The sequence below is a fragment of the Methylobacterium sp. Leaf102 genome (assembly GCF_001422425.1).
In the GTDB taxonomy this organism is placed as follows: domain Bacteria; phylum Pseudomonadota; class Alphaproteobacteria; order Rhizobiales; family Beijerinckiaceae; genus Methylobacterium.
Genome location: NZ_LMMX01000023.1, coordinates 301,049 through 313,932 on the forward strand (window position 1 = coordinate 301,049; position 12,884 = coordinate 313,932).

General features: G+C 69.4%; 13 protein-coding genes. 7 read left to right on the plus strand and 6 right to left on the minus strand.

The window, feature by feature from the left end:
• Positions 1-15: 15 nt before the first annotated feature.
• Complete coding sequence (locus ASF27_RS12820) at positions 16-525, plus strand: OsmC family protein (RefSeq protein WP_056176314.1); 510 nt, start codon at positions 16-18, stop codon at positions 523-525.
• 68 nt (positions 526-593) lie between these two features.
• Complete coding sequence (locus tag ASF27_RS12825) at positions 594-2,138, plus strand: sodium:proton antiporter (protein WP_056176311.1); 1,545 nt, start codon at positions 594-596, stop codon at positions 2,136-2,138.
• Positions 2,139-2,141: 3 nt separating this feature from the next.
• Here the strand turns inward: ASF27_RS12825 and gshB are convergent, their stop codons facing one another.
• Together gshB and ASF27_RS12835 are read right to left on the minus strand one after the other, a co-directional pair.
• Positions 2,142-3,098 carry a glutathione synthase gene (gene gshB / locus ASF27_RS12830; RefSeq protein WP_056303744.1) on the minus strand — a complete coding sequence of 319 codons (957 nt, stop codon included), beginning with the start codon at positions 3,096-3,098 and terminating at the stop codon, positions 2,142-2,144.
• 49 nt (positions 3,099-3,147) lie between these two features.
• Positions 3,148-3,423: a hypothetical protein gene (locus ASF27_RS12835; protein ID WP_056176304.1), complete on the minus strand. Its 276-nt coding sequence runs from the start codon at positions 3,421-3,423 to the stop codon at positions 3,148-3,150.
• Between the two features lie 465 nt (positions 3,424-3,888).
• Between ASF27_RS12835 and ASF27_RS12840 the strand changes: the two genes are divergently transcribed.
• The 3 genes from ASF27_RS12840 (at position 3,889) to ASF27_RS12850 (ending at position 6,549) form a co-directional block, all read left to right on the plus strand.
• A complete protein-coding gene (locus ASF27_RS12840) occupies positions 3,889-4,116 on the plus strand; it encodes a hypothetical protein (protein ID WP_056361032.1) in 228 nt (75 codons plus the stop codon).
• A 50-nt stretch (positions 4,117-4,166) separates the two neighbouring features.
• On the plus strand, positions 4,167-4,967 hold the full coding sequence (locus ASF27_RS12845; RefSeq protein WP_056361035.1) for a hypothetical protein: 801 nt from the start codon (positions 4,167-4,169) through the stop codon (positions 4,965-4,967).
• Positions 4,968-5,199: 232 nt separating this feature from the next.
• A complete protein-coding gene (locus ASF27_RS12850; protein ID WP_056360622.1) occupies positions 5,200-6,549 on the plus strand; it encodes a hypothetical protein in 1,350 nt (449 codons plus the stop codon).
• Positions 6,550-6,638: 89 nt separating this feature from the next.
• Here ASF27_RS12850 and ASF27_RS12855 read toward each other — a convergent pair whose 3' ends face one another.
• Genes ASF27_RS12855 through ASF27_RS12865 form a run of 3 tightly spaced genes read right to left on the minus strand, consistent with a single transcriptional unit; the run spans position 6,639 to position 10,157 of the window.
• Positions 6,639-7,235, minus strand: a complete 597-nt coding sequence (locus ASF27_RS12855) for a hypothetical protein (RefSeq protein ID WP_056267069.1) — start codon at positions 7,233-7,235, stop codon at positions 6,639-6,641.
• Entirely contained in the window at positions 7,232-7,924 is a 693-nt protein-coding gene (locus tag ASF27_RS12860) for a DUF1214 domain-containing protein (RefSeq protein ID WP_244473887.1), read from the minus strand. Before ASF27_RS12860 ends, ASF27_RS12855 begins: the two co-directional genes overlap by 4 nt.
• Before the next feature lie 19 nt (positions 7,925-7,943).
• On the minus strand, positions 7,944-10,157 hold the full coding sequence (locus ASF27_RS12865) for a PBP1A family penicillin-binding protein (RefSeq protein WP_056176913.1): 2,214 nt from the start codon (positions 10,155-10,157) through the stop codon (positions 7,944-7,946).
• A 266-nt stretch (positions 10,158-10,423) separates the two neighbouring features.
• Between ASF27_RS12865 and ASF27_RS12870 the strand changes: the two genes are divergently transcribed.
• Positions 10,424-10,939, plus strand: coding sequence for a YcgN family cysteine cluster protein (locus tag ASF27_RS12870; protein ID WP_056266557.1), 516 nt, complete (start codon positions 10,424-10,426; stop codon positions 10,937-10,939).
• Between the two features lie 32 nt (positions 10,940-10,971).
• Here the strand turns inward: ASF27_RS12870 and ASF27_RS12875 are convergent, their stop codons facing one another.
• Positions 10,972-11,754, minus strand: a complete 783-nt coding sequence (locus ASF27_RS12875) for a creatininase family protein (RefSeq protein ID WP_056360626.1) — start codon at positions 11,752-11,754, stop codon at positions 10,972-10,974.
• 250 nt (positions 11,755-12,004) lie between these two features.
• Between ASF27_RS12875 and ASF27_RS12880 the strand changes: the two genes are divergently transcribed.
• The gene (locus tag ASF27_RS12880) at positions 12,005-12,880 is read left to right on the plus strand and encodes a sensor domain-containing diguanylate cyclase (RefSeq protein WP_056360629.1); all 876 of its coding nucleotides are present in this window, start codon (positions 12,005-12,007) and stop codon (positions 12,878-12,880) included.
• Positions 12,881-12,884 lie beyond the last annotated feature (4 nt).

Sequence of the window (12,884 nt, forward strand, 5' to 3'; positions counted from 1 at the left end):
CACGAGGAAACGCCCATGGACTCGTCGGCCCTGCGCTCGCTCCAGGCTCCGCTGAAGGATCAGTACCGCACCGACGCCGACTCCGCTTTGGTGACCCTGCGCGCCCGGGGCAGCCTCGACGACACGTCCATCGCCTGCAAGGTCGAGACCGGACGCGCGCTGGCGGTGGCCGGCCTGCACCCGGCCACGGGGGGGTCCGGCGCCGAACTCTGCTCGGGCGACATGCTGCTGGAGGCCCTCGTCGCCTGCGCGGGCGTCACCCTCAAGGCGGTGGCGACCGCCCTGGAGATCGAGCTGCGCGCCGGCACCGTGAGCGCCGAGGGCGATCTCGACTTCCGCGGGACACTCGGCGTCGACAAGGGAGCCCCCGTGGGCTTCCGGGCGATCCGCCTGAGCTTCGCCCTCGACACCGACGCGCCCCAGGACAAACTCGACCAGCTCCTGAAGCTGACGGAGCGCTACTGCGTCGTGTTCCAGACCCTGAACCACAAGCCGGACCTGTCCGTCTCGAACACGCGGGGCTGAGTCCCGAAGGGGAGATCTGCGAAGGGGAGATCTGCGTTTCGGGCGCGCCGGCCCTATCTCCCCTTCACATGATGATTTTCGAGTGGATCGTCGGCGTCCTGTTCGGCGCCGTCCTGTTGGCCGCCCTCGCCCGGCGCGTGGGCGCGCCGTATCCGGTGTTCCTGGCGCTCGGCGGCATCGCCCTGGCCTTCATCCCGGCGGTACCGAACCTCGTCCTCGACCCGGAACTGGCGCTCGCCCTGTTCCTCGCCCCCGTCCTGCTGGACGCCGGCTACGCCACCTCGCTCCGGGACCTGCGCACCCATTGGCGCCCCATCGCCGGCCTGGCGCTCGGCGCCGTGGTGGCCTCGACGCTGGCCGTGGCGTTCGTGGCGAAGCTCCTCCTTCCCGACATGCCCATCGCGGCCGCCATCGTGCTCGGCGCCATCGTCGCCCCGCCCGATGCCGTGGCGGCGCTGTCGGTGCTGCGCCACGTCGAACTGCCGCACCGCCTCACCACGATCCTGCGCGGCGAGAGCCTGCTCAACGACGCCGGCTCCCTGCTGATCTACCGCCTCGGCGTCACGGCGGCCGTCACCGGGACATTCTCCATCGCCGAGATCGGCCCGGCCTTCCTCATCGGCATCCTCGGCAGCGTCGTCGTCGGCCCGATCCTGGCCTACGCCTACACCCGGGCCATGCGGCCGGTCACCGACGCGCCGAGCGTCATCGTCCTGCAATTCGTCGCCGCCTTCGGCATCTGGATCGGGGCCGAGCACGTCCACCTGTCGGGGGTGCTGACCGTAGTCACCTTCGCCATCACGGCGGCGCGCCTCACGGCCGGGCGCACGCCGCCGCGCACCCGCATCGTCTCCTACGCCGTGTGGGACACGGCGGTGTTCGTCCTCAACGTGCTCGCCTTCGTGCTCATCGGCCTGCAGATCGGCCCGATCCTCGAGCGCCTGCCCCGGGAGCAGCAGATCTCCTACGCGCTCGTGGGCGGGGCGGTGTTCCTCACCGTGGTGGTGGTCCGCATCGTCTGGGTGCTGTCGGCCAACCACTTTTCACGATTGGGGGCCGAGGGCGAAACCAGTGATGACCGCGGCCCGGGCGCCGCGACGGCGGTGGCCTGGGCCGGCATGCGCGGTATCGTCACCATCGCGACGGCGCTGGCGCTTCCCGAGGGCGATCCGGGGTTTCCCTACCGCGACCTCATCGTGCTCACGGCCTTCTGCGTCATCATCGGCACCCTCACGGTCCAGGGCCTGACCCTGCGCCCGCTGCTGGGACGCCTCGGCCTCAAGGACGACGATCCGGTGGGCCGCGAGATCGGGTACGGCCGCACCCAGGCCTACGGCGCGGCGCTCCACAGCCTCGAGGGCGAGACCGGCGCCCATGTGGACGCCCTGCGGGAGGAGTTCCGCGCGGCCCTCGACCAGGCCGGCAGGCAAGAGGACGGGTTCGCCTCCGAGACCCTGCCGGCCGACGCCGCACGGCGCAGTACCATTGAGGCCGCCCGCGACCGGGTGCTCGCCCTGCGCCGCTCGGGCGAGATCGGCGACGACGCGTATTACGTCCTGGAGGAGGAGTTCGACTGGGCCGAGCTCAACGCGACGCCGCGCGCCGAGCGGTGAGGTTCAGGCGGAGAGCACCGTGCTCACGCGGGCTTCGATGGCGTCCCACACGGACACCGCCAGATCGGGGCCGCCCAGGCGCTTGATCGCCCGGATGCCGGTGGGAGACGTGACGTTGATCTCGGTGAGGTTGCCGTCGATCACGTCGATGCCGACGAGGATCAGGCCGCGCCGCCGCAACTCGGGACCGATGGCGGCGCAGATCTCCAGTTCACGCGGCGTCAGGTCGGAGGCCGCCGCTGCCCCGCCCCGCACCATGTTGGAGCGGATGTCGTTGAGGGCCGGCACCCGGTTGATGGCGCCCAGGGGTTCGCCGTCGACGAGGATGATGCGCTTGTCCCCCTCGGTGATGCGCGGCAGGAAGCGCTGCACCACCCATTGTTCGCGGAACGTCACCGAGAACAGATCGAACATCGAGCCGAAATTCGCGTCCTCCGGCAGCACCCGGAACACCGCCGCGCCGCCGTGGCCATGGAGCGGCTTCATCACGATGGCGCCGTGCTCGGCTCGGAACGCCTCGATCTCCGCCTTGTCGCGGGTGATGAGGGTCGGCGGCATCAGGGCGGGAAAATCGAGGACGAACAGCTTTTCGGGCGCGTTGCGCACTTCGGCCGGGTTGTTCACCACCAGGGTCGAGGCCGGCAGCCGCTCCAGCATGTGGGTCGCGGTGATGTAGGCCATGTCGAAGGGCGGGTCCTGGCGCATGAGCACCACGTCCACCTCCGACAGGTCCATGCGCTCGGGGACACCAAGGGTGGCGTGCGCACCCTCGACGTCCTGCACCGTCAGGGTTTCCACCCGTGCGGTCACCCGACCGCCCTGGAGGGACAGCCGGTCGGGTGTGTAGTGCAGGAGCCGGTGCCCTCGCGCCTGCGCTTCGAGCAGCAGGGCGAAGGTGGTGTCACCAGCGATACGAATTGCCCGGATGGAATCCATCTGGACCGCGACGGTCAGGGCCATGGCTCTCGAACTCCGGATCTCGAAAAGGGTGGAGAGCCGCCCCCGGACGCTACTTCTTGCCGCCGGTGCGCTTGTCGTAGTCGCCGATGGCGGCCTTGCACTCGGGCGACAGGCGGGCGCGGTTGCGATCCATGCAGGTCTCTGCGTCCTTGCTGTTGGGATCGACACCGGCGCAGAGGCGGAAATAGTCGTTCGCGCAGCCGAGCTGCAATCCCTGATCCTCGCGCTGGGCCTGGGCCGGACCGGCCGCCAGTACCATCAGGGCGAGCGGCGCGATCTTCAGGGCCGTCGAGAGGCTCAAGGGTCGTGACGTAACCACACGCATCCTGCGGTGTCCTTCGTTCGGGGAAAGATTGAAAGGGGCATATCGGGCCGCCCCGGCGCTTAGCAAGCGCGCGAAAGCCCACGCTTGTTCCCGTGCCTCGCGACATGGTCGGACGGCCGCAGTTGATGGCCCGGACAAAAAACCCCGCTCGCGCGAGCAAGCGGGGCCGAGTTCAAGGGAGGGATTGCCCGCCATGGGCGGCAAGGCTCATGCAAGCCATGCGCCACCCAATTTCCAAGCCATGCGGCATCCGAGCCACACCGGACGCCCGTGATGGAAAGGCGGCGTCGGTCGAGCCGTTCGACCGCTCTCGCCCCCGCCTTGGCAACAATCCGTTAACCACCCCGTGATGATCTCGGCCCACGAGAACGCCGATCGGACGACCCCGCAGGGTGTCTCCTCCTTCGGTCGAGACGGCACGGGGAGCCCGTGGCGCGCAAGAGCAACGGGACGGGATCGCAGCCGATGAACTTCGACAGGTCATCTTATACGGGGAGTCCCGAGCGTCCGACGGCCACCGTCGTGACCTTCCCGCGTGACGGACGCCGCCGCTTCCGACGCAGCGCCGACGCGGCGCAGGACCCGCGCGGGGCGATTCTGCTGTTCACCGGTATCCGCTACGAGCGTATGACCGAGGCCAGCACCCCGATCGGACCCGAGACTCCGGCCCCCCGCCTGCGTCGGCGCTCCTGAGGCGCGGCCTCGCGAGTCCCCGGCGACCGGACCCGACGATGGCGATGGCGATGCCGGCAGATCCTCTCTCCCGTCGCATCGCGACGATCACGGCGATCCTCGTGATCGTCACCGGCTGCGCCCAACAAGGCGATTTCGGTCGCCCGAAGCCGGGAGCCTGGAACAGCCTGATCGAGACCACCGGCACCCTGGCCGCGCGCGAGCGCGGGGAGCCGGCCTCGGCCTTTCCCTTCACGGATGACGAGATCACCCTGCGCGACCGGGCCTGGCGCTTCCTGATGCCGGCGGCGGGGCACGATGCCTTCACGGACGTCCTCGCCAACCTGACCCGCAGTCGCGTGCTGCCGCGATCCTGGCGCCCGGACGACCCGGCGGCGTACTACGCCACCCTCATGGATGGTCCGTTCCGCTCGCCCGTATCGCGCTATCACCGTCTGTCGGAGGATATCGGCATCGATGCGCGCCTGCTGCCGGTCTTCGCCGCCATCGCCGCGCGGGTGAACCAGGCCGACGCCCTCCGTCTGCGTAGCCTGCCCTTCGCCAAATCCCTGGACGACCGCGACGTGCGCCAGGCTGCCATGCGGGTGGCCGAGAACCGCTGCCTCGTCGCCTGGGTCCGGACGGAGACGGACCTGCGGATCGCGCGCTACCGCTACGCCCTCGAACACCTCCTCGTCGCCGTTCCCTCGCCGGAGGCGGCCCTCGTCGAGCGGACCCTGCGGGCCCTGGAGGAGCGTCGTCCCCTCCTCGTGCCCCTGGTCCCACCGGCGACGGAGGAAAGCTGCGGCGGCTGGGAGGAGCGTGCGGTAGACGCTGCCCCCGCCCCGAGGCCCCTCGTCGTCAAGAACTGAGGACCGAGTCGAAGGTGCGTCGTCCCGTGCGACGCCTCGGCCAGACCGATCCGGATCCGAACACACGTCCAAGTCGGATTCTCCACGATCCCTGGGCGGGGAGGACAGTATGGGGCGTTTGCAACCTGCCGAACCGTTGGGCGGCATTGACGGTCTCGGGCGAGGGTCGACGCACGCCGAAGCGCCGGACGCAGGGAGATAGTGGCGTGCGCTCGCGTGGCTGACGTTTACGGTGATCGCCGCCCTTGTCGTGGTCGGCCGCCCCGATCTCAGGATCGACGATGCGTACATCACGCTCCACAACGCCCGAACGCTGCTCGCCGGCGGCGCGGACCCGGCCTATGCCGGTTCCACGGCGCTGACGGGGGCGACGAGCGCCGTCCATCTCTTGGCGATCGCGGGTCTCGGGCTTCTTCTTCCGCTGGAGACCGCGACCGATCTCGTCGGTCTCCTTGCCATTCTGCTCTACGTGGCCGGCCTCGACCGTATGGCCGTGCAGGCGGGATGCAGCCGTGTGGTGCTGATCTGCCTCGGACTCCTGGCCGGATACCAGACGCTGCACCTTGTCAACGGCCTTGAAACCGGGCTTGCGGCGGCAGCCATCGCCTGGAGCCTCGTTCTACGCGACGCGCGGTGGCTGCCCGTGCTGTGCGGAACTCTGCCCTTCCTCCGGCCGGAACTCGCGTTGCTGGCCCTGCCCCTCCTCGTCCGGCAGTGCTGGCTGGTGCGTGGGGCACCCTCGCAGGTGCTGCGGATCACGGCCCTCGCGGCCGCAGCGGCGATCCCCTGGGTGGCGTTCTCATGGATGATGACCGGCAGTCTCGTCCCGGCGACGGGCGGCGCGAAGATCGCGTTCTTCGCGGAGGCGCCCCTCCCCCTCGCCGACAAGCTCATGATCGCGTCCTCGGCGATCCTGCACTCCGCGCTCCTGATCGTCGCCATCGGCGGCATCGGGTTGTGGCGCAGGCGGGCGGGATGGTGTGGAGCCATATTCCTTCTCGCCTGGCTCGGGTCCGCGACCTGGGTTTTCCCCGGCGGCCTGTCGCACAATTACTGCCGGTATCTGGCGGAAGCGGTGCCGGTCCTGCTCTTCGGTGCGGCCGGCTTGCTCACAGCCGAGCGGCGACGGGTGGCCTGCGTCGCGGTGTTGTGCCTCGTGGGCCTGCAGGCGAGGACCCTTCAGGCAGCTTGGGAAACGCAGCGGATGGCGCAGGCTCGCGAAGCGATGGTGGCCACCCTGCGCGCGACGGTCCCGGCGAACGCGCGCGTGGCGGTGCATGACGCGGGTTACGTGGCCTGGCGCCTGCCCGAACTCCGCCTGACCGATGTCGTCGGCCTGAAAACGCCGTCCAGTGCGCTCGCGTTCGTGCGTCATCCTGTCCGGAACGAGGATCGGGGACCCGCCCTCGCGGCGATCCTCGCATCCTCCGGAGCCGAGTATTTCGTCTGCCTGATAGGTGATCCGTTCTGGTCGACCCTCGCCACCGACCTCGCACGCGTCGGTCAGTCGATGGAACCCCTCGGGCAAGGCGGAGCGTACACCGTCTTCCGCCTCGGAGTGCTGCCGGCGGCGCCCCCTTGACGGGCTTTCAGAGCGCCTCACAAAACGCCCGATCACCGCCGGTTCTCACCCTGAGTCCGACAGCGCAGCGGGAGTTTTGTGAGAGACACTCAGCCTCCGGCCTTGTCCTCGGCGGGCACGTCCACCGTGCAGGACACGGCCTGCACCGCCGTGTTGGCCGCCGGCCTCTGGCTCGGCAGGGCGGCAATCACCCGCACCACCACATAACCCTTGGCGTCCGGCGCCACGATGCGGACGTCACGGGTGACGTCGTTCTCGTCGGCGTTGGCGAGCGCCTCGTCGTACTGGGCACGGGTGAGCACCACGAGATCGAGGGCACCGCGCACGGCCGCCTGGTCGGTGACCGCGTAGAAGGCGCCGCGCCGGCCGTGGACGGCGAGGGACAGCATCAGCGGCCCCGTGCGGGCAGAGACCCGCATGGGGCCATCGGCGAGATCGTAGGCGCAGATGCCGACCGCCACGGCCGGATCGGGAATGGGCAGCCACGCCTCGGGGGGCGAGGGGGTGTCGCCGGTGGCCAGCGTGTAGACCGGCATGGCGTGATCGAGTGTCTCGCCCGTGCGTGCCCGCGATAGGGCATCGGCTTCCGACAGGCGGGGGATCAGGAGGACGGCACCGATATGGACGAGCCCCGCCAGCACGAGACCCGTGGCGGTGGCGAGGAGGAAGCGGCCGCGGGGCGTCATGCGGCGCATCCCGTGCGGGTGATGGCCGGCAGGGACGTGCGATCGAGGGTCCCGGCGCTCGCGGCCACGGGCGTGTCGTAGAGGCGCAGTGCGAGACGCACCGGCCCGCTGGCACGCGGCATCGCCAGCCAGTTGCCCGCCTGGACCTCGGGCGAGAGGGTGATGACGAAGCGCCCGTCGCGGTCGCGTAGGATCTCCGTCGAGGTGTAGCCCTCGCGTACGATGGTGCGGGCGGGATCGCGTGGGCCGCGCCCGGCGACCGTCACGGTCCAGGCCCGGGCGGGCGGTGTGATGCCCGCGATGCTGTAGGTACAGGTGGCGTCCAGGGTCTGCCCCTCGTCGTCCTGGGCGGCGGTGAGCAGCATCCCTTCGCCGACCGCCAGGGGAATCTCGCCCCGGCGGGCGTTCACGGCCCGGGCATAGGGATCGGCCCCCACGGAACCGGTGCGGGGCCACGCCGTCCATGCGCCGACGGCGACGCCCCCGAACGGGTACCCGCCCCGGGTGGCGTAATCGGCGGTGGCGAGCCCGATCCCTGCCCCGAGGGCGAGGGCGTAGAGGACGAGGCTGACGGTGGAGGCTCGGCGTACGCCGTCACGCGCCACGGCGGCGATACGCGCGCCGATGGTCCGCACACCGGCGTTTCCGGCCTCCGGGCGGGCGGGCGCGACCATGTCGGCGGCTTTCATCGAACCTGAGCTCTCACGCTTACGGAGTGGCGATGCGGCCGAATGCCGGGCGTGTCCCGTCGGCCACGTTGCCGGCCGCGCGCGGGGACGCGCCGCTGGCCTCGACGGTGCGGAACAGGCCGTTGACGCCGCCGATGACCTCGAAGGAACGCCGCGACAGCTTGCCGGCGGCGCTGGCCGCCGGATTGATCGGGGCGGCAGTCGGTGTCTGGGCCACGGCGCGCCCGACCTCCTTGAGGCCCGGCATCGGCTTCAGTTCGATACCCTGGTGGGCGATCTCCATCACATCGTGCCAGGCCATGGCGGGGAGCGAGCCGCCGGTCATCTTGTTGGTGGAGGTGTGGTCGTCGTTTCCGAACCAGACCGAGCCGACATAGTTGCCCGTGTAGGCGACGAACCAGGCATCGCGATACGCGTTCGTGGTACCGGACTTGCCCGCGACCTTGATGCCCTCGAGCTGGGCGCGCTTGCCGGTGCCCTCCTCCACCACCTTGGTGAGCATGTAGTTCATGTCGGCGACCACCTGGGTCGAGAGCACCTGCTCGACCGCCTCGTCGGCGTGGCGGTAGATCACCTCGCCGGACGAGTTCTTCACCTCCATGGCGGCGTAGGGCTTGGCCTTGCGCCCGCCGTTGGCGAACACCGCGTAGGCGGCGGCCTGATCGATCACGTTGACCTCGGCCGAGCCGATGGGCAGGGACACCGAGTTCGTCGGCAGCGGCGTCGTGATGCCCATGCGGTGGGCGGTCTCGACGATCTTGACCCGGCCGGCGGTGGCGGCCGCGAAATCCCCCTTGATGCCCATGCCCTTGCCGATGGCGATGGAGATCTGGATCGGGATGGTGTTGATGGATTTGGCCACCGCCACCGTGAGGTTGGTCGGGCCGGAGAACGAGCGGCCGTAATTCTGCGGGCACCAGTCGCCGAGGCAGACCGGGCGGTCGACGACCCGGGTGTCGGGCCGGTACAGGCCGGACGCGAGGCCTGCGGCGTAGACGTAGGGCTTGAACGAGGAGCCCGGCTGGCGCAGGGCGTCGGTGGCGCGGTTGAACTGGCTCTCGCCGTAATCGGCCCCGCCCACCATGGCACGCAGCGCGCCATCCGGGTCGAGGATCACCATGGCGGCCTCGTCGACGTCGTACTGATCGCCGTAGCGGCGCAGGGTGTTCTGCACCACCTCGTCGGCGCGCTTCTGGATCGTGAGGTCCAGCGGCGTCTTGACCGTGAGCACGCGGTCGCTGCGGAAGCGGCCCGCATCGGCCATGCCCTTGATCTCGCCGAACGCCCAGTCGAGGTAGTAGTCCGCCGTGATGTCGCGGGTGCGGGTCACCGGAGTGGCCGGGTTGCGCAGGGCCGTCTGGATCTGGCCCTCCGTGACGAAGCCGGCCTCGACCATGTTGTGCAGCACGTCGACGGCGCGGGCGCGGGCGGCGGGCAGGTTGACGTGGGGCGCATACTTCGTCGGCGCCTTGAACAGACCGGCCAGCATGGCGGCTTCGGCGAGGGAGATGTCCTTGAGCGGCTTGCCGAAATAGTAGTCGGCGGCCGCCACGGCGCCGAAGGTGCCGCCACCCATATAGGCGCGGTCGAGATAGAGCTTCAGGATTTCGTTCTTGGTGAGGTGGCTTTCCAGCCACAGGGCGAGGAAGGCCTCGTTGATCTTGCGCTCGAGGGAGCGCTCGTTCGTCAGGAACAGGTTCTTGGCGAGCTGCTGCGTGATGGACGAGCCGCCCTGCGTGTTGCCGCCGCCGCGCGAATTCGAAACCAGCGCGCGCGCCGTGCCGATGGGGTCGATGCCCCAATGCTCGTAGAAGCGCCGGTCCTCCGTCGAGACCAGGGCCTTGATCATGATATCGGGGAAGTCGTCGAGCTTCAGCGAATCGTCGTGCTTGATCCCGCGCCGTCCCACCTCGGCGCCGTAGCGGTCTAGGAAGGTGACGGCGAGATCCTGGGTCTTGAGCCAGTTGTCGCTGGTCTGGTTGAAAGCGGATTGCGCCAGCGCCAGCATCAACACCGCGCCGCCGGTGCCGAGCGTCATCGCCTCGCTGGTCAGGTCGAGGACACCGCGCTTCCAGCCCCGCACGGCGAAGACGTTCATACGCTCCTGGAAACGCTCGTAGGTCTCGCCGGCCGAGCGGCCGCTGTCGTAGAGACCCGCGTTCACCCAGGCGTCGAAGGCCAGGGCCGCACGCTTGAACCGCGTCGTCAGGGAAGTGGCGTTGGGCAAGCGCACGATCTGTTCTTCACGTCCCTGGAGGGCAGCCCGATCCGGTCCGCACCGCGGCATTCAGTCTATCAAGCCGCGCATCGGTTCGCGAGACACCCGATACCATGCGCAACGCACCGGCGGCATGGCACGTCGCCGCGCGCACCGGCTCAAGATCGTATTAACCTTGACGCGGGAATGGGGCGCGCCGGTGGCGCTTGCTCATTGGGACGCGTTGCGGCAAGGGAACCCTTCGCCCGTCCCACCGCACATCCTGACCTTGGGGTTCCCGAATGCGGGATCGCACGCCCGCACGCCCGTCCGGGCCGCCGGCTTCCACCGAACCGTTCTGGCGCACCAAGACGCTGGATATGATGACGCCCGCCGAGTGGGAGAGCTTGTGCGACGGTTGCGGCCGTTGCTGCCTCCTGAAGCTCGAGGACGAGGACACGGGCGAGGTCTACCATACGGATGTGGGCTGCACCTTGCTCGACGGGCACGGTTGCCATTGCCGTGATTATCCCCGCCGGCAGAAGCGGGTGCCGGATTGCGTGCGCCTGACGCCGGAGGCCGTACGGACGATCCCGTGGCTGCCGCCGACCTGTGGGTACCGCCTCGTGCGCGACGGCGAGGACCTGCCCGACTGGCATCCCCTGGTGAGCGGCCGGGCAGCCAGCGTCCACGAGGCCGGCATCTCCATCCGCGGTCGCGTGTCGGGCAACGAGGAGGAGTTCACCGCCGACGAACTCCTGGACCGCATCGTGACCTGGCCGGCCCGCACGCCCGAGACCGAAGACCCCGAAGACTGAGTTTTTACGCGGTTTCTCGGCTTCGCCAAGCTTCAGGGCGCCAGGGTGAAGCGATCGACGTCGCGCAGGAGTTCGAGGACCGCGCGGGCGCCGTGATCGAGGGCGGCGTGTCCCGCCTCGGCCGTCCCGAGGCGCGCATCGCCGATGGCCCCGGCCGGGTTGAGATCCCCCGCCTTCCAGGCAAAGGCCGCCGGGCGCCCGGCTCGGAGGTGCGTGAACGCCTGCTCCATCTCGAGGGTGCGCGGTGTGAAGTCGGCGATGCGGTCGATCCGCACGCGGTCGGGGCAGAGCGCCAGCATCAGGGCGGTCTCGATGCCCCCGCCATGGATGCCGTGCCGGATCTCGGCTTCGGGAAACAGGCCCTTGGGATAGCCGAAGCGGCTCCAGGCGGTGGTGACGGCGACCATGTCGAGGCGGGCGCGCAGGTCGGCGGCCACGAGATCGATGAGGCCGCTGTTGCCGCCATGCGCGGTGACGAGGACGAGCTTGGTGCAGCCGGCCCGGTGAATCCCGGTGCCGATCTCGCCCCATGCACCGAGCGCCGTCGCGCTCGTGAGGCTCAGGGTCCCCGGAAACGCGTCGTGCTCGTCGGACTTCCCGATGGCCTGCACGGGCAGGACGAGGACGTCGAGATCATCGGCCGGCAGGGCCATGAGTCGGGCGAGGTAGCCCTCGGCGATGTCGAGATCGGTGGAGAGGGGGAGGTGCGGGCCATGCTGCTCGATGGCGGCCACGGGCAGCACGGCGATGGTGCGGCACATATCTCGATGCCGAAACTCATCGGTCGTCAAAGCGGACCATGGACGAATGGACATCTGGCTGGTCTCCTCGGTCTCATTCCTCCGCCGAAAAGCGGGCTGAACCGGCAAGATCCTCAGTACAGTAACGAACCCTTATGGTCGCGTGACCTAAGGTTAATGGAAACGACGCCACGACCGGTCCTGCATGAGCCCGACATCTCGCACGCGCAATCCCGGACCGGCCAAAGATCGGTCGAGTCCGGAGCGAAACGCCCGACGCCAGAGATTCGGCGCACTCATCGATGCACCTGCCGATACGGAACGGTTGCTGCAGGAGATCGCTCGCCTGCGTGCGATGCTCGACACCAATTCGGACTGGATCTGGGAGGTGGATGCCCAGGGGCGCTACACCTACGCCTCGCGTCATTCCCTGGTGCTTCTCGGCTACGAGCCGCACGAGATCATTGGCCGGACGCCGTTCGACTTCATGCCGCCGGACGAGGCCGAGCGGGTGGGGAGTGCCTTCGCCGAGATCGTGCGCGAGAAGCGCTCCTTCGCCGGACTGATCAACCATAACCGCCACCGGGACGGCCGCATCGTCGTCCTCGAGACGAGCGGCGTGCCGCTCTTTGACGCCGACGGCGTGCTGCAGGGGTATCGGGGGATCGACCGGGACGTCACCACCCAGGAAACGGAGCGGACGCGATTGCATCACCTCGCCCGCCGGGACGACCTGACGGGGCTCGGCAACCGGTTGGCCCTGCGCGAGCGGTTGAGCGAGGCCATGACAGAGCCGGCGACGGACTTTGCCGTGATCCTGTTCGACCTCGACCATTTCAAGCCGATCAACGACACCCTCGGTCACGCCGCGGGCGACCTGCTGCTGACCCTGCTCGCCGGCCGAATCGCCTGCTTGGCTGCACCGGCGCGGATGTTCCGCCTCGGCGGGGACGAGTTCGTCATCGTCGCGCCGGACGGGGCACTGGCCACTACCATCGTCGAGCGCGCCCTAGCGGGCCTCGCACAGCCGTTCGAGGTGTACGGAGCCTCGGTGCGGATCGCGGCCAGTTTCGGCATCGCCACCTGTCCACCGAACGCAGAAAGCCCGGAGGAGGTTCTGGCCCGGGCCGATACGGCCCTGTACGAAGCGAAGGCCCGGCGCCCGGCTCCCAAGGCTGAGCACCACTTCACCGGGACGTAGACAG

Excerpts from the sequence above, each read along its gene's own strand:
- ASF27_RS12820 (WP_056176314.1), top strand. The coding sequence starts at position 16 with ATGGACTCGTCGGCCCTGCGCTCGCTCCAGGCTCCGCTGAAGGATCAG.
- ASF27_RS12825 (WP_056176311.1), top strand. The coding sequence starts at position 594 with ATGATGATTTTCGAGTGGATCGTCGGCGTCCTGTTCGGCGCCGTCCTG.
- gshB (WP_056303744.1), bottom strand. The coding sequence starts at position 3,098 with ATGGCCCTGACCGTCGCGGTCCAGATGGATTCCATCCGGGCAATTCGT.
- ASF27_RS12835 (WP_056176304.1), bottom strand. The coding sequence starts at position 3,423 with ATGCGTGTGGTTACGTCACGACCCTTGAGCCTCTCGACGGCCCTGAAG.
- ASF27_RS12840 (WP_056361032.1), top strand. The coding sequence starts at position 3,889 with ATGAACTTCGACAGGTCATCTTATACGGGGAGTCCCGAGCGTCCGACG.
- ASF27_RS12845 (WP_056361035.1), top strand. The coding sequence starts at position 4,167 with ATGCCGGCAGATCCTCTCTCCCGTCGCATCGCGACGATCACGGCGATC.
- ASF27_RS12855 (WP_056267069.1), bottom strand. The coding sequence starts at position 7,235 with ATGACGCCCCGCGGCCGCTTCCTCCTCGCCACCGCCACGGGTCTCGTG.
- ASF27_RS12860 (WP_244473887.1), bottom strand. The coding sequence starts at position 7,924 with ATGAAAGCCGCCGACATGGTCGCGCCCGCCCGCCCGGAGGCCGGAAAC.
- ASF27_RS12870 (WP_056266557.1), top strand. The coding sequence starts at position 10,424 with ATGCGGGATCGCACGCCCGCACGCCCGTCCGGGCCGCCGGCTTCCACC.
- ASF27_RS12875 (WP_056360626.1), bottom strand. The coding sequence starts at position 11,754 with ATGTCCATTCGTCCATGGTCCGCTTTGACGACCGATGAGTTTCGGCAT.